This is a genomic window from Pseudomonas sp. UBA7530 (assembly GCF_002479365.1).
Lineage (GTDB): Bacteria > Pseudomonadota > Gammaproteobacteria > Pseudomonadales > Pseudomonadaceae > Aquipseudomonas.
Genome location: NZ_DLMS01000011.1, coordinates 386,960 through 412,065, shown reverse-complemented (window position 1 = coordinate 412,065; position 25,106 = coordinate 386,960). Strand labels below are relative to the sequence as shown.

At 59.7% G+C, this 25,106-nt stretch carries 20 protein-coding genes and 1 pseudogene; 13 read left to right on the top strand and 8 right to left on the bottom strand.

The genetic code is table 11. The features are described from left to right. Positions 1 to 173: 173 nt before the first annotated feature. The 8 genes and pseudogenes from B2U07_RS15830 to B2U07_RS15795 form a co-directional block, all read left to right on the top strand. Positions 174 to 776, top strand: coding sequence for a recombinase family protein (locus tag B2U07_RS15830; protein WP_010465829.1), 603 nt, complete (start codon positions 174 to 176; stop codon positions 774 to 776). Beyond that, entirely contained in the window at positions 760 to 3,789 is a 3,030-nt protein-coding gene (locus B2U07_RS15825) for a Tn3 family transposase (protein WP_010799689.1), read from the top strand. The genes B2U07_RS15830 and B2U07_RS15825 overlap by 17 nt, the downstream gene beginning before the upstream one ends. Then, positions 3,786 to 4,259, top strand: a complete 474-nt coding sequence (locus tag B2U07_RS15820; RefSeq protein WP_349681763.1) for a DUF5938 domain-containing protein — start codon at positions 3,786 to 3,788, stop codon at positions 4,257 to 4,259. The genes B2U07_RS15825 and B2U07_RS15820 overlap by 4 nt, the downstream gene beginning before the upstream one ends. Before the next feature lie 60 nt (positions 4,260 to 4,319). Beyond that, positions 4,320 to 5,888, top strand: a complete 1,569-nt coding sequence (locus tag B2U07_RS15815) for an AMP-binding protein (RefSeq protein WP_296277328.1) — start codon at positions 4,320 to 4,322, stop codon at positions 5,886 to 5,888. Between the two features lie 339 nt (positions 5,889 to 6,227). Continuing rightward, complete coding sequence (locus B2U07_RS15810; RefSeq protein ID WP_203477139.1) at positions 6,228 to 6,635, top strand: hypothetical protein; 408 nt, start codon at positions 6,228 to 6,230, stop codon at positions 6,633 to 6,635. 97 nt (positions 6,636 to 6,732) lie between these two features. After that, positions 6,733 to 7,971 (top strand): thiolase family protein, encoded by a 1,239-nt coding sequence (locus tag B2U07_RS15805; RefSeq protein WP_296277327.1) that lies wholly within the window; start codon positions 6,733 to 6,735, stop codon positions 7,969 to 7,971. Between the two features lie 194 nt (positions 7,972 to 8,165). Next, complete coding sequence (locus tag B2U07_RS15800) at positions 8,166 to 9,056, top strand: alpha/beta hydrolase (protein WP_203477135.1); 891 nt, start codon at positions 8,166 to 8,168, stop codon at positions 9,054 to 9,056. A 320-nt stretch (positions 9,057 to 9,376) separates the two neighbouring features. Continuing rightward, positions 9,377 to 10,148, top strand: a pseudogene (locus B2U07_RS15795) (IS66 family transposase); the annotation flags it as partial. A gap of 16 nt (positions 10,149 to 10,164) precedes the next feature. Here the strand turns inward: B2U07_RS15795 and B2U07_RS15790 are convergent. Beyond that, a complete protein-coding gene (locus tag B2U07_RS15790; RefSeq protein ID WP_203477133.1) occupies positions 10,165 to 11,178 on the bottom strand; it encodes an AraC family transcriptional regulator in 1,014 nt (337 codons plus the stop codon). A 181-nt stretch (positions 11,179 to 11,359) separates the two neighbouring features. Between B2U07_RS15790 and B2U07_RS15785 the strand changes: the two genes are divergently transcribed. Genes B2U07_RS15785 through B2U07_RS15770 form a run of 4 tightly spaced genes read left to right on the top strand, consistent with a single transcriptional unit; the run spans position 11,360 to position 15,960 of the window. After that, positions 11,360 to 12,544 (top strand): acetyl-CoA C-acyltransferase family protein, encoded by a 1,185-nt coding sequence (locus B2U07_RS15785; protein ID WP_203477484.1) that lies wholly within the window; start codon positions 11,360 to 11,362, stop codon positions 12,542 to 12,544. Positions 12,545 to 12,564: 20 nt separating this feature from the next. Continuing rightward, complete coding sequence (locus B2U07_RS15780; protein WP_203477131.1) at positions 12,565 to 13,416, top strand: 3-hydroxybutyryl-CoA dehydrogenase; 852 nt, start codon at positions 12,565 to 12,567, stop codon at positions 13,414 to 13,416. A gap of 40 nt (positions 13,417 to 13,456) precedes the next feature. Further along, the gene (locus B2U07_RS15775) at positions 13,457 to 14,125 is read left to right on the top strand and encodes a TetR/AcrR family transcriptional regulator (RefSeq protein ID WP_203477129.1); all 669 of its coding nucleotides are present in this window, start codon (positions 13,457 to 13,459) and stop codon (positions 14,123 to 14,125) included. 56 nt (positions 14,126 to 14,181) lie between these two features. Next, positions 14,182 to 15,960 (top strand): acyl-CoA dehydrogenase C-terminal domain-containing protein, encoded by a 1,779-nt coding sequence (locus B2U07_RS15770; protein WP_296277326.1) that lies wholly within the window; start codon positions 14,182 to 14,184, stop codon positions 15,958 to 15,960. Between the two features lie 415 nt (positions 15,961 to 16,375). Here the strand turns inward: B2U07_RS15770 and B2U07_RS15765 are convergent, their stop codons facing one another. Genes B2U07_RS15765 through B2U07_RS15745 form a run of 5 tightly spaced genes read right to left on the bottom strand, consistent with a single transcriptional unit; the run spans position 16,376 to position 24,065 of the window. Beyond that, positions 16,376 to 18,058 (bottom strand): Tn7-like element transposition protein TnsE, encoded by a 1,683-nt coding sequence (locus B2U07_RS15765; protein WP_349681759.1) that lies wholly within the window; start codon positions 18,056 to 18,058, stop codon positions 16,376 to 16,378. Next, the gene (locus B2U07_RS15760; RefSeq protein WP_296277629.1) at positions 18,051 to 19,559 is read right to left on the bottom strand and encodes a TnsD family Tn7-like transposition protein; all 1,509 of its coding nucleotides are present in this window, start codon (positions 19,557 to 19,559) and stop codon (positions 18,051 to 18,053) included. Before B2U07_RS15760 ends, B2U07_RS15765 begins: the two co-directional genes overlap by 8 nt. Position 19,560: 1 nt before the next feature. Continuing rightward, positions 19,561 to 21,171, bottom strand: coding sequence for an ATP-binding protein (locus B2U07_RS15755; RefSeq protein ID WP_296277324.1), 1,611 nt, complete (start codon positions 21,169 to 21,171; stop codon positions 19,561 to 19,563). After that, on the bottom strand, positions 21,164 to 23,224 hold the full coding sequence (locus tag B2U07_RS15750) for a Mu transposase C-terminal domain-containing protein (RefSeq protein ID WP_349681762.1): 2,061 nt from the start codon (positions 23,222 to 23,224) through the stop codon (positions 21,164 to 21,166). Before B2U07_RS15750 ends, B2U07_RS15755 begins: the two co-directional genes overlap by 8 nt. A 13-nt stretch (positions 23,225 to 23,237) precedes the next feature. Further along, positions 23,238 to 24,065 (bottom strand): TnsA endonuclease C-terminal domain-containing protein, encoded by an 828-nt coding sequence (locus B2U07_RS15745; RefSeq protein WP_349681761.1) that lies wholly within the window; start codon positions 24,063 to 24,065, stop codon positions 23,238 to 23,240. 220 nt (positions 24,066 to 24,285) lie between these two features. Here B2U07_RS15745 and B2U07_RS15740 point away from each other — a divergent pair, with 220 nt between their 5' ends. Beyond that, on the top strand, positions 24,286 to 24,486 hold the full coding sequence (locus B2U07_RS15740) for a hypothetical protein (protein ID WP_296277321.1): 201 nt from the start codon (positions 24,286 to 24,288) through the stop codon (positions 24,484 to 24,486). 38 nt (positions 24,487 to 24,524) lie between these two features. Here the strand turns inward: B2U07_RS15740 and B2U07_RS15735 are convergent, their stop codons facing one another. After that, the gene (locus B2U07_RS15735) at positions 24,525 to 24,746 is read right to left on the bottom strand and encodes a hypothetical protein (protein WP_296277320.1); all 222 of its coding nucleotides are present in this window, start codon (positions 24,744 to 24,746) and stop codon (positions 24,525 to 24,527) included. Further along, positions 24,743 to 25,030 (bottom strand): hypothetical protein, encoded by a 288-nt coding sequence (locus tag B2U07_RS15730; protein WP_296277319.1) that lies wholly within the window; start codon positions 25,028 to 25,030, stop codon positions 24,743 to 24,745. Before B2U07_RS15730 ends, B2U07_RS15735 begins: the two co-directional genes overlap by 4 nt. Positions 25,031 to 25,106: the final 76 nt, after the last annotated feature.

Below are 25,106 nucleotides of genomic sequence, written 5' to 3'. Positions count from 1 at the left end.
TTCAGGTAATGATGTAAACGCGGCAACCTCAAGGAGGTGTCGTAAAACATTTGTTTTGCGACAGGCTGTCAGCCGCCGCTGTGCTACCTGTGCAACACCCCCTCAAAAATGTACGGAAAACTCTATCGCTATTCACTATTATGCGGAAACCTGTTTTTGATGGTTATCCGCCTATGTTGGTTGGCTACATGCGCGTGTCGTCGGACTCCGACCGCCAGAGCACGGACTTGCAGCGCGACGCGCTGCTCGCCGCCGGCGTCGATCCGCGTCACCTGTTTGAGGATCGTGCCTCTGGCGCGAAGGATGACCGTGCCGGCTTGGCGCGGGCGCTTGAGTTCGTTCGAGCCGGCGATGTGCTGGTGGTGTGGAAACTCGACCGGCTCGGTCGCTCGCTGTCGCACCTGCTCGCCATTGTGACTTCGCTCAAGGACAAGCGGGTGGCGTTCCGCTCGCTGACAGAGAACCTGGACACTACGACGCCCTCGGGCGAATTCCTGTTCCAGGTGTTCGGTGCGCTCGCGCAGTACGAGCGCGCCTTGATTCAGGAGCGCGTCGTCGCGGGCTTGGCCGCCGCACGCAAACGCGGCCGGATCGGCGGCCGGCCGCAGGCGATCACTGGTGAGAAGCTGGACGCCATCGTCGCCGCGCTCGATGGCGGCATGTCTAAGGCGGCGGTGTGCCGCAACTTCAATGTCAAGCGCACTACGTTGATCGAAACATTGACGCGAGCAGGTTGGCGTGGTGCGGGAAGGACGGTCGATGAGCAACAAGAATAAGCTACTCACCGTCTTTTCTGACGCAGAGCAGGAAGCCTTGTACGGCCTACCGGACTTCGACGATGCTCAGCGGCTGGAATACCTGGCGTTGACCGAATCTGAACTGGCGTTCGCCAGCAGCCGGCCTAGCCTGCAGGCCCAAGTCTATTGCGTCTTGCAGATCGGCTACTTCAAGGCCAAGCATGCTTTCTTCCGCTTCGATTGGCATGAGGTCGAGGACGATTGCGCCTTCGTGCTGAGTCGCTATTTCCACGGCGAAGCGTTCGAACGCAAGGCGATCACCAAGCATGAGCACTACAGCCAGAGGGGTCAGATCGCCGAACTGTTCGGCTACCGGTCGTGGGCGGCTAGCTTCCTGCCGCAACTGGCACAGCAGGCTGAACAGATCGTGCGGCGCGACGTAATGCCAGGATTCGTGGCCGCCGAACTGATCGTTTGGCTCAGCGAGCACAAAATCATCCGGCCCGGCCACACCACCTTACAAGAGCTGGTCAGTGAAGCCCTGTCCACCGAACGCAGGCGCTTGGGCGGCTTGCTGGCAGAAGTGTTGGACGAATCGGCCAAAGCTGCGCTGGGCCAGCTCCTGGTGCGTGACGACACCCTGTCTCAACTGGCAGCGCTCAAGCAGGACGCTAAAGATTTTGGCTGGCGTCAGATGGCAGGGGAGCGCGAGAAGCGCGCCACGCTGAAGTCCTTGCACGGGATCGCCAAGGCGCTGCTGCCCAAGCTCGGCATCTCGCAGCAGAACCTGCTGTACTACGCGAGCCTGGCGAACTTCTATACCGTCCATGACCTGCGCCACCTGAAGGCGGAGCAGACCCGGCTCTACCTGCTGTGCTATGCCTGGGTACGTTACCGGCAGCTCACCGACAACCTGGTCGACGCGATGGCCTTCCACATGAAAAAACTTGAGGACGAGAGCCGCACGGGTGCGAAACAGTCCTTTGTCGCCGAACAGCTGCGACGCCATCAGGAAACGCCGCAGGTTGGCCGCCTGCTGTCGCTGTACGTGGACGACAGCGTGGCCGATCCGACGCCGTTCGGCGAGGTGCGCCAACGCGCCTACAAAATCATGTCCAGGGAATTGCTGCAAAACACGGCGCAGCGCATGAGCGTCAAGCCACTGAACAAACTGGCGCTGCACTGGCAGGCGGTGGACGGCCTGGCCGAACGCATTCGACGCCATCTACGGCCGCTGTACGTCGCGCTCGACTTCGCCGGCACGGCCCCCGATAACCCATGGCTCGCGGCGCTGACTTGGGCCAAGAGCGTGTTCGCCAAGCAGCAGCGCCTATCACAACGGCCACTCGACGAATGTCCGGCGGCAACGCTGCCGAAACGCTTGCGTCCGTACCTGCTGATGTTCGATGCCGAAGGCACGCCGACAGGCCTGCATGCCGATCGTTACGAATTCTGGCTTTACCGTCAGGTCAGGAAACGCTTCCAGGCGGGCGAGCTCTACATTGACGACAGCTTGCAGCACCGGCATTTGTCCGACGAGTTGGTTTCGATGGACGAGAAAGCCGCTGTGCTCGCGCAGATGGACATCCCCTTCCTGCGGCAGCCGGTCAGTGCCCAGCTCGATGCACTGGCGGCCGAGTTGCGTGCGCAATGGGTGGCGTTCAATCGCGAGCTGAAACAGGGCAAGCTGACGCACCTGGAATACGACAAGGACACGCAGAGACTGACCTGGCGCAAGCCCAAGGGGGAGAACCAGAAGGCGCGCGAGCAAGCTCTCTACGAGCAACTGCCATACTGCGATGTCGCCGACGTGTTTCGCTTCGTCAACGGCCAGTGCCAGTTCCTGTCGGCGCTGACACCATTGCAGCCACGCTATGCGAAGAAGGTAGCCGACGCCGACAGTCTGATGGCGGTGATCATTGCCCAAGCCATGAACCACGGCAACCAGGTTATGGCACGTACCAGCGACATCCCGTACCACGTCCTGGAGAGTACCTACCAGCAGTACCTGCGCCAGGCGACGCTACATGTGGCCAACGATTGCATCAGCAACGCCATCGCCGCACTGCCGATCTTCCCGCATTACTCGTTCGACCTCGATTCGTTGTACGGTGCCGTTGATGGGCAGAAATTCGGCGTCGAGCGACCAACTGTGAAGGCGCGCTACTCGCGCAAATATTTCGGCCGCGGCAAGGGCGTCGTCGCCTACACGCTGCTGTGCAATCACGTGCCGTTGAACGGCTACCTGATAGGCGCACACGAGTACGAGGCTCACCACGTGTTCGACATCTGGTACCGCAACACGTCGGACATCGTGCCGAGCGCGATCACCGGCGACATGCACAGCATCAACAAGGCCAACTTCGCCATCCTGCACTGGTTCGGACTTCGTTTCGAGCCGCGCTTCACCGACCTCGACGACCAGTTGCAAGAGCTGTATTGCGCCGATGATCTGGCATTGTACGAGAAATGCCTGATCCGGCCGGCTGGCCAGATCGACCGGCAACTCATCGTCGGTGAGAAGGCGAACATCGACCGAATCGTCGCCACACTGGGCCTGAAGGAAATGACGCAGGGCACGCTGATCCGCAAGCTGTGCACCTATACGGCGCCGAACCCGACGCGGCGCGCAATCTTCGAGTTCGACAAGCTCATCCGCAGTATCTACACACTGCGCTACCTGCGCGACCCGCAACTGGAGCGTAATGTTCACCGCTCGCAGAACCGCATTGAGTCCTATCACCAGCTACGCTCGACCATCGCCCAAGTCGGTGGGAAGAAGGAATTGACCGGCCGCACCGACATCGAAATCGAGATCAGCAACCAGTGCGCCAGGCTGATCGGCAACGCGATCATCTTCTACAACTCGGCGATCCTGTCCCTGCTGCTGACGAAGTACGAGGCAGCTGGCAATGCCAAGGCGCTGGCGTTGATCACGCAGATGTCGCCAGCGGCCTGGCGGCACATCCTGCTGAACGGGCATTACACCTTCCAGACTGACGGCAAGTTCATCGACCTGGATGCGCTCGTGGCGGGACTGGAGCTGGGCTGACGGAAATTTCTGGGATTCCGGCGTACAACCCCGAGCAGGACTCACGGGTACGCAGCTGCATTTCCAGCGTGGGTTTCTACGACAACAATGTGATGCAGATGGTCCACACCCTGGCCCAGAAGTGGGAAGCCGAATACAAGCACATGCCCAAGGAACAGCAGGACGCCGTGGTCAAGAGCCTGGTCGAGTCGACTACGCCGACCATGCCGCCACGTGAGCGCACCACCGTTCAGCGCAGCGTCGACGTTGCCATCGGACGCGGCCAGCTGGCTGCCGTACGCGCCACCGTGCATGGCGTTGCCCCCTACATCTCCACAGGCGCCCTGCAGACCGCAGCCGCCATCAAATTGCTCGACGGCGAGACCAACAAGGTCGGCTTCGCCTCCGGTTCCAAGGCATTCGGCCACCGCTACTTGCTTGGATTCCTCGAGCAGCGCGGTCTGGCCCGCGCCAGCGTCAGTGAGCTCTAATTACTACCCTTTGGCGTGGCTTCCGTGCCTGGAACCCACGTCTATTTTCAGGATTACGACATGGCCATCATCGATTTCTTCGACCGCGGCTGGCGCAGCAACCCCCGGGGCGCCGCCTATATCCAGGACGAGCGGGAGTTCAGCTTCAGCGAAGTCGGCGAGCTGTCCTGCCGCATCTCCAACGCGCTGCTCGAATCCGGTCTGCCAGTGCAGAGCAACGGCGCGGTATGGGCCACCAATGACGTCACCGCCTGGACCTGCACCCTCGGCCTGTGGCGTGCCAACATGAGCTGGATTCCGGTCGGCGCGCGCAACTCGACCGAGGAAAACCACTACGTGCTGGATGCCTTCGACTGTGAAGTGCTGTTCTTCCAGGAGTACTTCGCCAAGGTGATCGCCGATCTGCAGCCGCGCCTGCCGAAGGTCCGCCACTGGATCTGCATCGACGGCGCCGCCCCGCAAGTGACCGGCAGCCTGACGCTGCAGCAGTGGATCGCCGGCCAGCCGGCGAGCAAGCCCAACCTCGCGGTGGACATGGACGATGTGGTGGCGCTGATGTCGACCGGTGGCACCACCGGCATGCCCAAGGGGGTGATGAACACCCACCGCAGCCTGCAGACCCTATTTGCCCACTTCATGATCGGCTGTCCCTACGGCGCCGAGGAACGGCCGGTGAACCTGGCCGCGGCGCCTATGACCCACACCGCCGGCCTGCTATCGATACCGGCCACCGCCCGCGGCGGCTGCGTGGTGGTCGTCACCAGTCCTGATCCGGCCGTGCTGCTGGGCGCCATCAGTCGACACCGGGTCACCGAGTTGTTCCTGCCGCCGACAGTGATCTACCGCCTGCTGGATGTGCCGGATCTCAAGCAGAAGGTCGATTTTTCCGCGTTGAAGTACCTGATGTATGGCGCCGCGCCAATGTCGGTGGAAAAGCTCAAGCAGGCCATCGAGGTCATCGGACCGGTGATGATGGGCGGCTATGGCCAGACTGAGTGCCCAGGCTCCATCGCCTACCTGCCACCGGATGCGCATTTTCGCAACGGGCAAATCGCCGACGATACACGGCTGTCCTCGGTCGGCTGGCCCAACCCGCTGATACAGGTCGAGATCCTGGGCGACAACAATCAGATCCTGGCACAGGGTGAGAGCGGCGAAATCTGCGTGCGTGGCGACCTGTTGATGAAAGGCTACTACAAGGCTCCGGACAAGACTGCGGAAACCATCATCGACGGTTGGCTGCACACCGGCGACATCGGCCACATCGATGCCGAGGGCTGCCTGCACATCACTGACCGCAAGAAGGACATGATCATTTCCGGCGGCTTCAATGTGTACCCCAGCGAGGTCGAGCAGGTTATCTGGGGCCACCCAGCCGTGCAGGACTGCGCCGTGATCGGCGTGCCCGACGCAACTTGGGGCGAGGCGGTCAAGGCCGTGGTTCAACTGAACGAGGGCCAGAGTGTCTCGACCGAAGACCTTATCGCCCTGTGCAAGGAGAATCTGGGGTCGGTCAAGGCGCCTAAGACAATCGACTTTATCGACAACCTGCCCCGCAGCCCAGTCGGTAAGGTGCTGAAGAAGGATCTTCGCGAGCATTACTGGAAAGAAAGCGGCAGGAAGATTTGAGCGTCCCCCGTGCCCTCTGGCACGGGTTTTTTCTGCCTACAGAACCGTTGCGGACTCTCAAAACATCACTCCGCTGGTATGCCCAAAACCCGCAACAGCCGTCATAAGCCTTCCCGTTTGGCCGCCGAACTACGCTCTGCGTTGCATGATCAGAAGCTGTCGATGCCCCCTTTACCTGCTCGAGTCGGCCAGGATCATGATGGGCTGCAAGGGCGGCACCACTGTCGAGTCGATTCGACAAAGCTGGCAGCTGGGTGAAGTCCAACTGCTGAAGCAAGAATCCCACGTAGCCGCCTTCGTCTAACGGACAAGGCGGGGCGATAGCGCTGGAGAAAACCGATGTCCAAACGTCATAGCCGCAAACTGTTTATCTCCGCAGCACTCTTCAGTCTGCTAGCGGGCTTGCCCCTCTTGCTGGCCCCCGGCCCGGCCTCCGCCCTGTTGGGCTTGTCGCTCAACCCGGCAGCCATACTGTTCATGCACATAACCATGGGCGTGGTCGTGGTGTTCGGCTTTACCTACTGGCTCATCGCCCGGAATCCCGTACGTTATCGCCCCTACATCGGCCTCAGTATTGTCCTGAAGTTGCTGGTGGCCAGCGTGATCCTTGGCCACTGGCTCAGCGGCAACACCGGCCTGCACTTTCCGATCCTGGCCTTCGGCGATTTGATCTTCGCTCTGCTGTTCTGGCGCTATCTACGCAACACCAGCAGCCTGCAAACCGCCAGCGGGAGCAACGCCAGTTGACTCGCTTCGCACTGACCGCAAAAGGCAGACACTAAAAGTCAAATGCCCACGCAGTAACCGACACACCAGCCCAGCAAGCCATCCACAGGAGTCATTCATGAGCACTATCTATATCGCTGGTATCGCCATGACCGTGTTCGGTCGCCACCTGGAACGCAGTCTGGACGACCTAGCCGGTGAGGCCCTGCGCGGTGCGCTGAAAGATGCCGGGTGCAGCACCCAGGATCTTGGCGCGGCCTACTACGCCGGCATGACCAATGGTCCCCTACAGGGACAGATTTCCATCCCCGGGCAAGTGGTGCTGAGTAAGCTCGGCATCGAGCAGATCCCCATCGTCAACGTCGAGAACGCCTGCGCTTCCGGCAGCTCGGCGATCAACCTAGCTGTGCAGTGCCTCAAAGCCGGCACCACTGACGTAGTCCTGGCCATCGGCGCCGAGAAGATGAACATCCCGGACAAGATGAAGGCCTTTGCCCTGTTTGAGGCTGGCTGGGATGTTTCCCGCGCCGAGGAGAACTACCAGATCCTGGTCAAGATGGGCGCGGGTATCACCCCGCCAGCCGGCTCCGAATCGGACAAGCCCTACAGTAAGTTCATGGCCATCTACGCCGCCATGTGCCGCTGGCACATGCACACCTATGGCACCACTCAACGTCAGATCGCTGCGGTCTGTGCGAAAAACCACCAACACTCGGTACACAACCCCTACTCGCAGTTCCGCAAGCCGTTCAGCATCGACGAAGTGCTGGCGGCCCCACCAATCACCTACCCGATCACCCTGCCCATGTGCGCGCCGCTCTCCGACGGTGCCGCCGCCGCGATTCTGTGTACGGAAGAAGGGCTGAAGCGAATCGGCGCCGACAAGAAGCGCTGCATCAAAATATCCGCCAGCGTCCTGCGCAGCTTCAGCAACCGCCGCCTGGACGAACCGGAAAAGCATGTCAGTCGACTCGCCGCCCTCCAGGCCTACGAGATCGCGGGCCTCGGCCCACAGGACATGCACGTCGCCGAGCTGCATGACGCATCGGCCATGGGCGAGATCATCCATGCGGAAAACCTTGGCCTGGCGCCTCTCGGCCAGGGCGGCGTATGCGCCGAGCGCGGCGAGTTCAGCCTCGGCGGGCGCCTGCCCATCAACACCTCCGGCGGCTTGGAATCCAAAGGCCATCCACTAGGCGCTACGGGCATCGGCCAGCTGTACGAACTTGTCACCCAGCTGCGCGGTGAGGCCGGCGCGCGCCAGGTTAAAGACGCCCGGCATGCGATCCAGGAGAATGGCGGTGGCCTGCAGGGAATCGAAGAGGCGGAAGTGGCCATCCACATCCTTAGTAGATAACCCCCCTCCAACCGGGCCAGCCGCCGAAGAATCTGCAGGAGCCGATGGAGGCCAGTCGCGACCGTGGGATACGCAGCCTGGCGCCGGTCTGTGCGAGAGCAGCCGCAGCCTAATCAAAATGGGCAACCGCAGATCCGTGTCCGGCATGCCGGGACGCCCGCAATAACTTCGCCCCCATAAGAGGGAAGCTCGTGATGATCCAGCGTACCGATGTCCTATTCCTGTCCGGCGAAGTGCACTGTGCAGCCTGGCTGTATCAGCCGGAACGGCAAGAGCCCCATCCCGTCATAATCATGGCCCATGGCCTGGGCGGCACTCGCGAGATGCGCCTGGATGCCTATGCCGAAAAATTCTGCAGGGCCGGCTATGCCTGCCTGGTATTCGATTATCGACATTTCGGCGCCAGTGAAGGCCAACCTCGACAGCTGTTGGATATCGCGCACCAGTTGCAGGACTGGCGCTCTGCGGTGGCTTACGCCAGAACCCTAGACAGCCTGGATGCAACGCGCGTCATCCTGTGGGGCAGCTCTTTTAGTGGAGGGCATGTCCTCGAAGTGGCAGCCGCAGACTCCGCTATCGCCGCCGCGATGGTCCAAGGTCCCTTTACCGACGGCCCCGCTGCCTGCCGGGCCATGGACACCTTGAGCCTGCTCAAGGTGGGCGCGCTGGCGCTGGCAGATATGGTCGGTTCCATGTTCGGCGCCGCACCGGTTATGGTCAAGCTGGTTGGACCCAGGCATTCGGCAGCGCTCTTGACCGCAGCAGATGCAGAACCTGGCTACCTCGCCCTGAAGCCGGAACACTGTTCCTTTCAGAACCAGGTGGCGGCACGCATAGCACTGTCGGTTCTGCGTTACTCGCCAGGCAGGCAAACCGCAAAAATTCAGTGCCCAACGCTCTTCTGCATATGCCGGACCGATAGCGTGGCCCCGGCTGGCCCGGCACTGCGCTATGCCGGACAAGCCCCGGATGGGGAAGTACATCTGTGCCAAGAAGGCCACTTTGCCATCTACCTAGATGAAGCCTTCGAACAGGTCAGCGCCCGGCAACTCGACTTCCTCAAACGGAAGGTGCCGTTCCCGTAGCCGTTATCCCTACCCTTCGCCTACAGGTTGACCAAAAGCTCGCATCCAACTCGCTCGATCAAGTGCAGCTCCGGCCGCGCGCTGATACGCACCTGATGGAGGGGGCGCCAAGCAACAGCTTCGCTAATATGGTGCGGATGTACTAGAACCTCTTGGGTGGCGGCGCCACCGAGCGGTAACAGAGGCTTTTAATACAACCACTCTCGCAGCCAGGTCAAGATCCTGTCCTGGGAGCGCAATGGTTTCTGCCTGTAGCCCAGGCGTCTTGAAGCCGAGCGTTTCAAGACCAAGCCCGATGTGAGTGACAAGGCCACCGGACTGTGCTGCTGTTGGCGCACGGGAAGGTGGCACGACTCCGAGAACAGGTCGCCCTGCTGCCCACAAAGTCCGAGCGCAGCCCAAAAGACGCCAACTCGCCGCAGCTGGCCATTATGGCAGAAGAGAGCTGCTCGAAGAGCCCGCAGCCGCGTCAAGCGAAGCCGAAGAAGTCGTTACACCGGCCAAGCGTCGAGGCAAGCGCAAGCCGCTGTCTCCGCCACATCCGTAAGACCTACGTCTGCGAAGCAGCGCCGACCCGCCGCAACTGATCGAGAAGAGCCTGGCCAGCCCCAGCGTGCTGGCGATACTACTGACCGCCAAGTACGCCAACGGCATCCCGCTGTACCGCTTCGAGAAGATGCTCAGCCACCACGGCGTCGACATCCCACGCCAGCCCCTGGGGCGCTGGGTGATCCAACGTGGCGAGCAACTGTAACCGCTGCTCAATCTAATGCGCGACACGCTGCTGAAGTAACCGCTATTGCACTGCGACGAAACATGCCTGTAGGTGCAGCATGAACCGGGATACGATTCCAGCGCGCAGTCCTGGATTTAAGTACAAAGCGGTGGGCCACCACCCGACAAACCGGTGGTCCTTTTCGACAACACCGCCAGCCGAGCGCAGGAGGAGCCCTTGCGCCTGCTCGACGGCTACTGCGGCTACATGAGTACCGACAACTACGCCGGTTACAACGCCGTGGTCATTCAAGAGGCATCAAACACCTGGTCTGCTGGACGCATGCTCGACGCGAGTTTGTCGACGCGCAGAAGGTATAGCCCAAGGGCGTGATTATCCGCTGCTACGCCATTTCATCCGGTATTGACCGGGGCTTTCGCCGGTCCATTGCTTGAACGCCCGGTGAAACGCGCTGGCCTCACGGAAGCCGGCCTTCTCGGCAATCGCCGTGATGCTCAGGTCGCTGTTGCGCAGGCACTCGAAGGCGATGGCGCGGCGCACCTCGTCCTTGAGTTCCTGGAAGGAGAAACCCTCGCGCTGCAACTGGCGGCGGAAGCTGGCGATGCTCAGGGCGCGCTGTTCGCCCATGTCGGCCAGGGTGGGCCAGTGCTCGTAACTGCAGTTGCGCAACTCTTTGTATACCTGGGCACTGAGCCCCTGGCGGTTGCTGAAGCGTACGATCAGCCATTGCGGTGAGGTGCCGAGGAAGGTTTTCAGCGAGGCCAGGTCCTGCACCACCGGCAGGTCGAGATAGCTGGCGGCGAATTCGATTTCGCTTTGGGCGGCCTCGAATGTCAGGTTCGGCCCCCAAAACAGATGGTCGTCGCCATGCGACGGTCGAGGGTGGGCGAACTGCGAGCGGTCGATTGGAATGCGCCGCCCCGCCAGCCAGCACAGCAGGCCAAGCACCACGGTCAGGTAGATTTCCTCGGTGACGCCGCGCGCCAGCGGGTCTGGTTGGCGATTGTGCAGGCTGATCACCGCGCGGTCGCCACGTACCGACAGGCTGCCGCGGATATCCCGCAAGAACAGGCCCAGGCCGCTCAGGCACTGGCGCAGAGCCTGGCCAACGTTGTCCGCCTGGATCAGGCCGCGGCAGATCAGGGCAAAGCTGCCCAGCGGCATGCCGTGCGAGTCATAGCCGAGGAACTCGTCGTTCAGTTCCTCGGCTATGGCCAGCCACAGTTTGGCCAGCTGCAAGGCCGCGACCCGGCCCCTAGGGTCGTCCAGAAGCTCTTCGGCAATGCCTGCCTGGCACAGCAGTTGCGCCCGGCGCTGCGGATTGTTGCGCAGTCCGTAGAGGGCGGCCCGGACGAAATACACGGCCACCGAGTCCTTCTCTCGCATAACGCTCGCTCGCTGCGGTCAGTTGCCAGGAGTGGCAAAAAGCATCAGTCAAATCGGTCATTTTCGGCATAGGCCGGGGCCAATCGCCTTTTCTATACTAATCCAGGCTTGAGTGGTGCGCGTGCCATCACGGTCGCGCCGCTCGGCAAACAGCCGCATCTCACTGCCACCGGAGTCTCCCATGCCTAACCCCGAAGTCTATATCGTCAGCGCCGTCAGAACCGCAATCGGCTCCTTCGGCGGCACGCTCAAGGATACCCCACCCTGCGAATTGGCCACGACCGCGGTCAGCGCCGCCCTGCAGCGTAGCGGTTGCGCCGCCGAACGGGTCGGGCATGTGGTGATGGGCAATGTCATTCCTACCGAGACGCGCGATGCCTACATTTCCCGGGTGGCCGCGATGAATGCCGGTATCCCCAAGGAAGTCCCGGCGTTCAACGTCAATCGCCTCTGCGGTTCCGGCCTGCAGGCCATCGTCTCGGCGGCGCAGAGCCTGCTGCTGGGCGAATGCGATATCGCCATCGGTGCCGGCGCCGAGTCCATGAGCCGCGGCCCGTACCTGCTGCCGGGGGCGCGCTGGGGTGGCCGCATGGGCGACATGCAGGCCGTCGACTACATGCTCGGCATCCTCCATGATCCGTTCCAGCGCATGCACATGGGCATCACCGCCGAGAACATCGCCGAGCGCCTGGGCATCAGCCGCGCAGACCAGGATGCCCTGGCACTGGTAAGCCAACAGCGGGCGGCGCGGGCGATTGCCGAAGGACGCTTCGCCGGCCAGATCGTGCCGGTCGAGATCAAGAGCCGCAAAGGCACCCAGCTGTTCGAGGTCGACGAGCATGTGCGCGGTGAGACCTCGCTCGTCCAACTGGCGGGCATGCGCACCGCGTTCAAGCAGGGCGGCACGGTCACCGCCGGCAACGCCTCGGGACTCAACGACGGCGCGGCGGCGGTAGTGCTGGCCACAGGCGCGGCGGTGCAGGCCGACAACCTGCGCCCGCTGGCCCGCCTGGTCAGCTACGCGCATGCCGGCGTCGAGCCCGAGCTGATGGGCCTGGGGCCGATCCCGGCCACCCGTCTGGCCCTGCAGCGGGCCGGCCTGAAGGTCGCCGACCTAGATGTGATCGAGTCCAACGAAGCCTTCGCGGCCCAGGCCTGCGCCGTGGCCCGCGAGCTGGACTTCGACCCGGCTAAGGTCAACCCGAATGGTTCGGGCATCTCCCTCGGCCATCCGGTCGGCGCCACCGGGGCGATCATCGTCACCAAGGCCATCCACGAGCTGCAGCGCACCCAGGGCCGCTATGCCCTGGCGACCATGTGCATCGGCGGTGGCCAGGGTATCGCCGCGATCTTCGAGCGCGTTTGAGCAGGCAGGAGAGCAGGACCATGAGCGACGAACGTATCGGCGTCATCGGTGGCGGCATCATGGGCAGCGGTATTGCCCAGGTGTGTGCCCTTGCAGGTCTGTCCGTCGCCCTGGTCGACATTTCCGAGGCCGCCCTGGCCAAGGCCATGGCGACCATCGCCAGCGGTCTCGGCCGGCAGGTGGAGAAGGGCATGCTGAGCGAGCAGCAGCGCGCCGAGGCGCTGGTGCGCATCGGCACCAGCACCGACTATACCAGCCTAGCCAGCGCCAGCCTGGTGATCGAAGCGGCCACCGAGAACCTGGAGCTGAAGCTGCGCATTCTCAAGCAGATCAGTGAGCAGGTCGCTGCCGAGGCCATCATCGCCAGCAATACCTCGTCGCTGTCGATCAGTCAGCTAGCGGCCATTGTCAGTCATCCCGAGCGCTTTATCGGCCTGCATTTCTTCAACCCGGTACCGCTGATGAGCCTGGTGGAAGTGGTTCGTGGGCTGGCAACCGCCGAGGCGTGCCATGCCCGCACCCTAGCGTTTGCCGAGCGCATCGGCAAGACCGCGATCAGCGCCGGCAACCGTCCGGGTTTCGTGGTCAACCGCATCCTGGTGCCGATGCTCAACGAGGCCATCTTCACCCTGCAGGAGGGCCTGGCCAGTGCCGAGGACATCGACACCTGCATGAAGCTGGGCTGTGGTCAGCCCATGGGGCCGCTGGCGCTGGCCGACCTGATCGGTTTGGATACCCTGCTGGCGATTCTGGAGTCCTTCCAGCAGGGCTTCGGCGACCCCAAATATCGCCCGCCCTCCCTGCTCAAGGAACTGGTGGCAGCCGGTCGCCTCGGGCGCAAGAGTGGCCATGGCTTCTATCGCTATGGCTGACCATGGGCCAGCGCTGGCGTTTTCCGGGAGGCATGTCGGCATGAATACCAAGCGATCGTACCCTGACGAGTCAGGGGCAGCGCTCTCGCGACTCGAGCAGATCCGCGGCAAGGCGCTGGAACTGTTCGCCGAGCGGGGCTTTGCCGAGGTGGGCATGCGTGAGCTGGCCCTCCATCTGGGGATAGGCGCCGGTTCGGTGTACCACCATTTCGAGAGCAAGGAGCAACTGCTGTTTGAGCTGATCGAGGAGCTCTATGAAGACCTGCTCGAGGCGGCCCTGCTCAGCGACAAGGACGCCGTGCACGGCCGCCTGCAGGCCTTGTTGCGGGCCCATATCGCACTGCACGAGCACCGTGGTCTGCATTTCCTGATGGCCGAGCGGGAGTATCGCTGTCTCTCGCCGCAGCACCAGGGCCAGATCCGGCAGATGCGCGGGCGTTATGAGGAAAAGCTCCTGGCGCGCCTGCTGGAGGCCGGCGCCAGCGGCCCGCTGCCGGTGCTCAAGGCCACCGTGCAGGCGGTCGTCGCCTGGCTGAACAACCTGCCGGCCTGGCTGGATCAATCCGGTTTGAGCCGGGCGCAGCGGCAGGAGGTGATCTGCGCGATCGTCCTCGGTTCCCTGGCCGGCGTTCTCAAGCAGCCGAGCGCGGCTGCAGATGGCGCAACCGTAGTGCCGTTGCGCTTTCCCGGGGCCAGCCTGCGCGGCTGACCCTTCTATTAACCGGGGCATGTTCCATGCCCTCGCATTACCTGAGTGACTCAAGCATGTCTGATTACCAAGCTCCCCTACGCGATATGCGTTTCGTGCTCAACGAAGTGTTTGAGGTCTCCAAGCTGTGGGCCGAACTGCCGGCCCTGGCCGAAGTGGTGGACGAAGACACCGCCAACGCCATCCTCGAGGAATCCGGCAAGGTCGCCGCCGAGATGATCGCCCCGCTCAACCGCAGCGGCGACGAGGAAGGCTGCAGCTGGCACGACGGCGCAGTGCGCACGCCGGCCGGCTTTCCCGAGGCCTACAAGACTTTTGCCGAGGGCGGCTGGGGTGGCGTCGGCGGCGACCCGCGCTTCGGCGGCATGGGCATGCCCAAGGTAATCTCGGCCCAGGTCGAGGAGATGGTCAACTCGGCCAACCTGTCCTTCGGACTGTACCCGATGCTGACCGCCGGTGCCTGCCTGTCGATCCTCAACCACGCCAGCGAAGAGCTGAAGCAGCAGTACCTGCCGAACATGTACGCCGGCGTCTGGGCCGGCTCCATGTGCCTGACCGAGCCCCACGCCGGTACCGACCTTGGCATCATCAGAACCCGCGCCGAGCCGCAGGCCGACGGCAGCTACAAGGTCAGCGGCACCAAGATCTTCATCACCGGCGGCGAGCACGACCTGACCGAGAACATTATCCATCTGGTGCTGGCCAAACTGCCGGACGCACCGGCTGGCCCGAAAGGCATCTCGCTGTTCCTGGTGCCGAAAGTCATGGTCAATGCCGACGGTTCGCTGGGCGAGAAAAACGCGCTGTCCTGCGGATCGATCGAACACAAGATGGGCATCAAGGCCTCGGCCACCTGCGTGATGAACTTCGACGGCGCCACCGGCTGGATCGTCGATGCACCGAACAAGGGCCTCGCCGCCATGTTCACCATGATGAACTACGAGCGCCTGGGCGTCGGCATTCAAGGCCTGTCCCTGGGTGAGCGCAGCTACCAGAACGCTGTGGAATACGCTCGTGACCGCATCCAGAGCCGTGCGCCAACCGGCCCGGTAGCCAAGGACAAAGCCGCCGACCCGATCATCGTGCATCCGGATGTGCGTCGCATGCTGCTGACCATGAAAGCGCTGAACGAGGGCGGTCGCGCCTTCTCCAGCTACGTGGCCATGCAGCTGGATACCGCCAAGTACAGCGAAGACGCCACCACCCGCAAGCGCGCCGAAGATCTGGTCGCCCTGCTCACCCCGGTGGCTAAGGCCTTCCTCACCGACATGGCGCTGGAAACCACCGTGCACGGCCAGCAGATCTTTGGCGGCCACGGCTTTATCCGTGAGTGGGGCCAGGAACAGCTGATCCGCGACTGCCGCATCACCCAGATCTACGAAGGCACCAACGGCATCCAATCGCTGGACCTGATGGGGCGCAAGATCGTCGGCAGCGGCGGCAGCTTCTACCGGCACCTGGCCGACGAGATCAAGACCTTCGTCGCCGACGCCGATGCCTCGCTGGCCGAGTTCACCCAGCCGCTGGCCGCCGCGGTGGCCAACCTCGACGAGCTGACCGCCTGGGTGCTGGACCGCGCCAAGGGCAACCCCAACGAGATCGGCGCCGCCTCGGTGGAGTACCTGCAGGTGTTCGGCTACACCGCCTACGCCTATATGTGGGCGTTGATGGCCCGTGCTGCGCTGGGCAAGGTAGACCAGGACGAGTTCTACGCCAGCAAGCTGGGCACAGCGCGTTTCTACTTCGCCCGCCTGCTGCCGCGCATCCACTCGCTGAGCGCCTCGGTCAAGGCCGGCAGCGAGAGCCTGTATCTGCTCGGCGCCGCGCAGTTCTAAGCGGCATGAGACAGGTCTGGTCCAGCTATTAACTTAAGGTTGTCATGTACATTAATAGGGAGGTTGCGGTAGGGATGGCAGTTACCTGCCATTCCCCGCACAGATCCGTAAGTGCGGAACTACCGCATACGGTTCCTGCCTCGGGTAAAAGGCTAGAAATGGTGTCGGGGTCAGGAAGGTGTATTGGCCGGACGGATACCAAGCTGCAGGCTTTTTGAATTTCGTACTTGCTCAGCGCCGACGTGGATGAGCTCGACGAAGTTAAGCTGGGGCCATTAGCTCAAATACAACACGCGATTGCGTATGCATTCGCTGATCTGAGACGTCCGATAGCATACGAAAAGCGTTTGTGGGTTTCAGAAGTACCTTTACCAGGTTTGATCAGCTTGAGATGCCTTCTAGCAGAGTTCTGCGATCACTTCAGGACATCACGTATACGCTGCTTCCAGTCGTTCACCCTGGCATGGTTGGTGCTGGATTGGCTTTCTTTCGGGTGATGTACGGAGTGCAAAGGCTCACAGAAGTCCGCCATATTGCTTGGCCAGCGCAACGAGCCCTTCACTGTATTTTTCAAGATCCGGCCTATGCATTTTTCTACCTCAACATCTGCTTTGAAGCCCATGACTCGCGTTGACATGGTCTTACGATTGTCTGAGGTATCTATTTCTAGAAGGTAGCGTTGATTACCGTTTTTCAGCTTGAACATTGCCATCAAATAGCAGCGTGGCTTTTCGTGATCAAACATATGGTAGCTGCAGCGCGGAACAGGAGGCAGTGGCTTCACATACAGTGATACCAGCGCAATATCGGACTCGTGGGGGATCTGCTCAATGATTTCACGGAGAAGCGAGAAGCGACCAACAAACCGATCATGCTCCTTGTCTTCGTCCTTGTCTTCGTCCTTGTCTTCGTCCTTGTCTTCGTCCTTGTCTTCGTCCTTGTCCTTGTCCTCTATCTCTCCCAGTTTCTGGAACTCCCCTGGAGCTGTGCTGCCGTCGCTCACGGGATCAGCAACACCGAGGAGTTTGCTTTCTTTGCCCGGAGATTGCTCATCATTGACCTCCTTGCCATGACCGCTGGCATGCTCCCCGTTGAAGGCAATCATCGTATTCATCTGAGCATCAAATTTGATTCCCTCCACAGGCAAATGAATCAAACTCGGCTCCTTCGCGGCAGTGGGATCTTCTTCAGCATCCACCTCAACTTCGTCAGCCCCCGATGGCACAGTTCCGCAGCCGGAGTTCTCTCCCCTAACTGGTAACTTGAGAGCAGGGTGATGGAAGAAAATTTCTCCACGATGGCTAAACTGTAGTCCCTGGAGCGTTTCGATCTCCCAGACCAGCAACTCTTTGCTTTCTGGATCAAAGGGGCCTCGCACATCCATCATGGTACCCGCGATAGAAGGAGGTGCCTGGAAGTCGAACTGCCATCTGGCATAAGCCGATTTTTGTGATACCTGCTCTTGCGCTTGGTTGAGGCTTTTCCAGATTGACTCGAAGGATCGCTTCACATCCTGAGTCAGCAGCAGCCAACTTAAATAGTCTCTGTACGCCTTGACTTTGAGGAGCCTACTTGGCGCGCCTGTCTTAGGGGGCGTATGAATATGAACAACATCGCCCTCGTTATAGATCGTGAAGGCCATGTCTAGGCCATTCGGTACAAAGGCTGCACGGACTATAAAAGCCGCGTGAAAGTATAGTTTTCGCGCAAGCTCAAATTTCGGTAGCCAGACTGTCAGGCCATTAACCTCGAATACAAAGCATCGCTGTGCAGATATCTCAGGATTTGCTGCCAGCCTTCTGGCCAGACGTGGACACTCGCCCAAATGTTTTTCCCGCCAGGTATCTATTGCAGGCAGCACCACCGTTTTCTTGAAACCACTGGAGCGGAAAGGAACCCCGTCTGCCCCAAGAAACTCGCGACCAGTCGCGAGGACACAGGACATTTCCAATGGGAGCTGCTTGAACTGCGGCTGGCCATCGCACTCAAACAGTGCCGCCATGCACCACCGAGCCTCCGGAGAGGGTGCTCTGTAGAAATTTCCAATAGCCCGCAGCTTAGATCCGGTCTGAATCTGACGGAATAAGGTCCTATTCAATCCATCTTCCTATCAATCGAATGAACTCAGTAGTCAGCGGTGCCTCCCTGCTTTTTTCCAACCCACAACGCTTTTCTAGCTTCCAGCGCCTAGACGGCATGGGCATACCATCCATTACATCCTCCTGTACGGCTACAGTCAGGCGACGGATCTGATACTCGCCGACGGATTCGGCATAACGATCCAGGAAGGTACGGCACGTAGGCAGTTGATCAAGATGGTGCTCGACTGATGCCCGGTGGGGTAACTGCTGCAGGAACCAGTTGCGGCTCCTGCGTGGAAGACTCAGATTTTCTTCGCTGTTTCTGCCAATCCGAATCAGCAGGCGCACCAACTTCCTGTCGCGTGCTAGCCAGTCTATGTGCCTGTTGTTACCCTGTCGACGCTGCCTTGCCTGGTTCGCAGCCATCAACCAACTTCGGTCATGACGATAGAGCCAGGCATAACATGCCTCCCCTCCGTGTTGTCTAGCTGCCTTGGCTCCAGCGTTCCTATCCAGTGCCTGCAGCCAAACAGCTCGGTACAGCTGCTTTTGCTCAAACACGTCGGAGAGCAGCTGCATTGAATGTTCGATGGAAAGATCGACCTGGCGAGTCTTCGCCTCGCCGATCAGATCGCTAGCATGCTGGCCGGGGCGCAGGCTTGTCCAAATGATAAGATGCTGCAGCGCACTAAATCCCTTGCGATGCTTCCTGAACATCGCCAAAAGCCAGGGCGGAGGCTCCCCGGTTGCTAGCAAACCGTTCGCAACAAGCCAATCCCTATGGTGAGATGCTAGGATCTTATCCCATAAGACCTCGGCTCTGACCTGTCGGCCGCGCCTGGCACCGCACTCTTCTGCCAAGTACCGGTACAGGTTAGTCCAGTGCCCGTAACCAGTCGATTGCGCCTCTTCGAGCGCCAGAAGTTGCGTAGCTGCCTTGGCGAGCCTGATTGCCTCTTCGCTTGCGAGTCTAGCGCGAACATTACGGGACAAAAACAGTGGAGAAGCTGGGTGAAACTCGTGTCGCTGCGCTCGACGGAACGGAATGGGTGAATCCAAGAGCTGACAGGCATGCTCGGGACAAACGTCTATTCCTTGCATCTGCCAGCTACGCCGCCAGTAGGGCTCACCGAAACAGGCGGCCATGTCCTCGAAACAGACAGGGCAGTAACGCAGCCACTCGGGCCACTTGACCAAGGCCGTCGAAGCCCCTGCAAGACCGATGGTCGACCGATCAGCAGCGAGCATGGCCTGGAAAAGGTCAGTACGACGAGCCTGTGGAATGAAGGGGGCATAGAGCGGAAATAGTGTGTGATGCATTATCACGTTCGCCGTATCCAGCCCAGTATTGTTCGCCAGAGCGGTCAGATGCGTGGGCAGGTCGGTTATAGCGGCTACCTTACTGTCACCAAAAAGCATGTGCAGCAGCGTTTTATGACTACCTATCCCCAGATGTACCCTGCACCGAGCAATGCCACTGTAGAGCAGCTCGTCCGGATAAAGCCTGGGGAAATATATGTCAGCTCGCCTTCAATAAAAGCCGCAGATCGAGGATCAGGCCGGCCTGTTTAAATCTGTCGTAGACCTCACTCTCAGACCCGTCAGCATAACGCCTGCGCAGATCCTCCTCGGATAGGCATCCCCACTCTGTCCGCTTTAACCTGGAAATACTGGGCTTTTTGGGGATATCCTGCACGAGGTAGGCCGTGGCCTTATGTATCAGGGCCGCCATCGGGATACCCGGATTCTTTGCCAACAATTCGTCAGCCATGGGAATAGCGATATCCATAGGGATATCCATCTCTTCGAGCAGGGCGGCCAGTCGCTTCGCCTTGTCATCAGCCGAAGGTGTCGGCGGTTTCGGTTGGGCGACGTTATCCAGAGAGCGCGTCAATGTCAGCAACCGTCCCTCGATCTCAGGCATCAGCAGGTCGTCATATTTGGCGATCAGTTCGGGTCTACCGCTCCGTAAGGCAGCCAGCATGGGCTGGACCGGTTTGAACTCGTCCTCGAAAACCTTGCGTAGCAACAGTGGCTTGATGCATTCGACGCTAGTCACTATCGCCCGGATCTGCGCCAACGCGAACAGCTTGATGACAATGTCCATAACCCCCTGTGTGAGGTCGTACATAGTCGATTCCAACTCGTCGTCCAGCGGCGCCGCATTTCGCAGCCACTGGTACTTCCAGAGCCGCTTCAAAAGGCGCTTCCAGTGCTCATCCCGAGGCAACCTGTCCCAGCGAATGCTGCCCAACCCGGAGACTCGACGCGCGGCTCGGAATGTGCGCTGAAAGAACTTACTGGCTCGGTGGGTCCCGACCTGAATGATCGGAACACCGATGGTATTCACTAGCGACACGAAGAAATTGTGCATTTTCTCGGCACCACCGGAGCGGGCCTCGTTGAGGTTCTGAACCTCGTCGATGATCAGCACACCAAGCGCGTGCAGGTTGGCCACCTGGCACATGGATGCCATCAGGCGCTTGGTGCCCAGTTTCTTGCGACCATGGCTGCGGCTATAGGTTGTACCAAGAATCTTGTCTACCTCGTTGAAGAAACTCAGGCACAACTCATCCAGGTCACCGTCGATGGGACAGTCGACCTTCAGGTAGACCAGCTGGGTGATGTTGTAATCTGGGTGATGTAGAGCCTGGGGGTACATGCCCAGAATCCGCTCAAGAGTGCGCGTTTTCCCGCAACCTGAGCAGCCGAATAGCGACAAGCTGTTGGCCGTGGAGGAGACACTCTGGTAAACCACCGCATCCAGATTCTCCTCCTCGATCCGGCGATAGCCATTCTGCAAGTGAGCATACCAAGCGCCGCAGGCAGGATTCCGACCGATGTAGCCCTGACGGATCATCAGGCTGATCTTGCTCTCCAGCTCCAAGTGGTGGCTGAGCGGCTGGAAGAAGCCGTGCAACAGCCGGGCGATTGCATGAGCCCTGAGCCTACCATCCAGGAGTACCTCCTGCGGCTCGAAACTGGGAAGCTTCTGCAACAAGCCGACCACCTCCTGCAGATCAGGTATCGGGGGCAATGCGCTGATGAGTGGATTTTCCTGATATTCGGGAAGCTGCTGCTCATGGTAACGAGCCGGGGGGATAACTCCGCGCCGGATTTCTTCAGTCATCGCCTTCCTCCTTGAATATCAGGTCACTGAGATCTGGGAAGGCATAGTCTTCCTGCTTTTCGCCTCGCAGCGGGATAACTTCGGCAGGTATTTCTTGCTGCACTTTCGCCGGTTTGAATGCCGTTTTCCGGCGTTCCTGACGCTTTTCCTGCTGCTTGTTCTCACGGATCTGGGTTCCAAGATCCTTCTTGGTCATACCCGTTTTGACCGGACTAGCATCCTCTGCCTGGGCAACGATGGACTCGATCCGCTCCAGAAGCTTGCCTCTCTCCATTAAGGCCTCCGCCGCCGCGTTGGCATCGCTACGACGTTCCTCTCTGGACAACAGCCAGACATCCCAGAAGGTCATCCCCCTGAAACGTCGACTACGGTCAGCAAGATCGCAAATCCAGTAGTCCTTGAGGCTATTAGATGGCCGCAGATAGATGTGGTCGGCGCTACGCGGATCGTATGCGACCGTTACCCCTGTCGGCCTACGCCCCTGGCCTCGGTGAAACCAACCCTCCTTGATTGCTTCCTGACAGGTGTAGAAGCAGCCGAACAGCCTGATTCCCAGCTCCGAAACCGTGGCCTGATCATGAGGTAAAAGGTTGATCCGGACCAGATCTTCAGGTGCAGTGCGCAACCGACCAGTTAGGTTGGCCAGCCCCCAACTCCACAGCATGGTAGGTATAGCCGGCAGACCGCCCGGCATACCAGCAGCTCTGTCGTACTTGCCCAGCGTATGAAAGTTGTTATGCCAGAGTACGCCTGCGATGATGATTCGAGTGAACTCGCCTAGCGTCAGACTGGCATCGAGCCTGTAGTCGTGGCCACCTCTTTTCCGACTTGTGGTATCTCCGACCACGCCGCTGGCATAGGGCTTGAAATTCTCCTGTACCGTCCGGAAATAGCGCTCGACGATACCCTTGGCATCCCCGCGCCTGGCCGGCGCATTCTCGATACGAACACCGAATGCTTTGGAAAATGCTTCGACCTTGGTGCCGTTTAGTTCGCCCTTGTCGGCCAGAAACGCATCCGGCAAGCCCTTAACCGGCCAATCGCCAACATCGATATCCACGCCATACTGGCGGCAGTACTCGACCTTGTCGGTGACCGTGTTGGCCAAAGCCACCATTGCACTGACCCAGGAAGGTCCCTCGAAACCGACGTACATGCCAACAACCATACGGCTGAACACGTCGATCACCATATACACGACGGGCCTACCGACGATGCGGCTGCGATCCTGCTCTGAAATCAGATAGATGTCAGCTACGGTAGCGTCGATCTGATAGCGGTACCCAGGGCCCAGAACTTCGGCCGTCGATGTACTTGTGATCGGACGGATGTCCTTGGCGAAATCAACGGCGGACATCCTGTTTGGTAACGTTTCCGTGAAGTGGTATTCACGTTTGTAGAAGTAGCGGAACTGCTCCAAAGTCGGCAGCTCGGCGACAGACCGCATCGGTAGGACTGCATGGAGCAGATTCAACCCGGATGCGTAAGCGTCTGGGATGGACGGATGTTTTTGCTTTAGTAAGCGCTCATCGATGACTCGACGGAAAATACGTTCCACGTCCGGTGTGACGTTGCTCCCCCGCCCCTCTCTCACAACCCTGGGTCTGCCCAGCTTGGCTTGGCTTGGTTTTCGTCGTTTTCCGAGCGCGCCCGAATTGACGTAGTCCGGCAATAGGGCGTTCCTGCACATACCCCGCTGCCAATAGCGCCTCAACAGCCTGTATGCCGTCTGCTTAGTAACACCATGGCGTTCCATGATGCCTATGAGGATTTGTCCTCTTGATTTGCGAATGAACAACCCAGGGTTTTGAGCGACATCCGCAAGCATTTCCCAGGCAGCATCGCGCTTCTGCTGATCAAGAGAGCCTTCTTCCACCTCCCGCAGAACCGCCTCCTCGAATGGGTCAACAATACACACTAGCTCCCCGTCCATCAGCAGACGTTCCAGCTCTACAACCTTTATCGGTTCGGGCAAAGCCGTGTCCGAATCAATATCGATCCAGACGGCCATCGCGGCATCAGACCAAATCAGGCGCTTGCGCAACTCCCCCATGCTAAAAACCTGGTTAACGGGCAGCACTGCTCAGCTCCTGCAACTCGTAGTGAGGATTGACTACAAGGTCTTTCGTACTGAGTTCCCGGTAAGGTTTACCAATGTCGAACAGAAAACAGTGCCTGGCCAGCAATTGGCGAAGCCAATAAAGCGCCTGGCCCGGCTCCAGTTCGCCAGACACATCCAGTCCTTGAGCAATGGCCGTCAGCCTCCGATCAGGATCACGCCGAAATTCATACAGGAACAGTTGCCGGTAGTGCTCAAGTTCATCCGCAGAAATATCGTCTTCTGATTGGGCAGGGTAGAGCCATTGAATATTGGCAATTGCTTCCTTTGGCACCTCTCGTTCCGTAACGATGACCCAAGGAATTCCTTTCTCGAGCCAATAGCGCCGCTCTAACTCAAGTCTCTCGATGACTTCAGGCTTCTGCAGGTCGGCGCTGTACTTGGCCTGAATCGCAACTGTCGGCCGTTGTTTGTCATCGAAATCCACAAGGAAGTCACTGGTCAGCACTTGTGGAATGCCTTGGTAGCGACCATGAGCAAGACCGAACTCCTCGGCGATTCGAACAGTGTCCACGACCATCATCGGAAATTGCTCCCGGATATCGGTGACACGGGGAGACCAGTCCAGAGTCAGGAAAATTGCCAGCTCAAGATCAGAGAGGAAATGGTGCAGACGGCGAGATTTGCTGCCGAGCAGGCGATGGGAGCGCCCCAGCGAGGACACATCCCTGGTGTAGATGAACGGTTTGTAGTCTGCCCCCTGGCCTTGGCCACGACCTTCCTTGAACCTTTTGTCGATTTGGGCCTGAGTCAGGCCCTTAAATGTCCCAGCCATAAGCAAACCAGCATCCGCATCGATGATTTCAACATAGCGCATGCCGGTTTTGGATGAAACTTTATTTTAATGGATGACACTTTATTATTATGGATGACACTTTATTTTCATCCCACAGGTGCTGGTGCTGCTCTGGCGGTGTAGAACTGGTCCTTGACAGCGCTCCAGTTACATACCCTGCTGGGCAGATCACGAGGCTACCCACTACAGACTCTTCGCGATGGACATCCCGGTGAGTCCTGCACGGGCTACAACCGAGGAACTTGCTGAATGGCTCTCTGAAAACCACCTCGAAGACCGGCTGACCAAGAACCTGGATCGGGCCAGTTGGCTTACCGCCATCGAGGACACTGCCGCCTTGGCCAAAATGACGAAGAAGATCACCATCAGTATTTGGGAGTCTTTTTTTAGTTTTGGCTGAAGATGGCAAGGCCTGTTGGCACCTTGCTTATCCTCAAATCAATCTTGCGCTGGGCGAACAATCAACATTGGCGGGGCCGGGCACTGGCCCTTCTCGACAGCGGTGCAGGACAACTGGCCATTTTTGATGGCGATGACGTAATTGGCCCCCTTCCCGTCGGTCGCAGTGATTTCATGACCAATTTGGAGGAGTGCCCGGGCTCGGCCGTTGCCGTCTACGATTTCGAGCCCAATGCCCTTGAAAAGATCGTCGATGGTCATAGTGAAGCTTCCTTACCTGCGCGGCTATTACTGAGAAATTCATCAGTTAGGCGATGCATGTACAGCTTGGTAGGTGCATCGAACCGAAGCAGATCGCCTTGACCATCTCGTTCATTTGCGACAATCAACTGCGTTTTCCAGCGCACCCCGAAGAGCGTATGGTCAGGCTTGTGACCAGCTTTAATGGCCACTCGCGCTTCCCGATATGCGGCGTACCAGTCCGCACGAGATGCATTGTAATGACCTAACCCTGGCTTTCGCTTAAACGGCAATGCTGTTTTCATTTCCGAAGTACTCGCTATTCGATAAAGAGCAGCGTCTCACGGGCCCTGGGTTATGCAAGCCAAGCACTGAATCGGT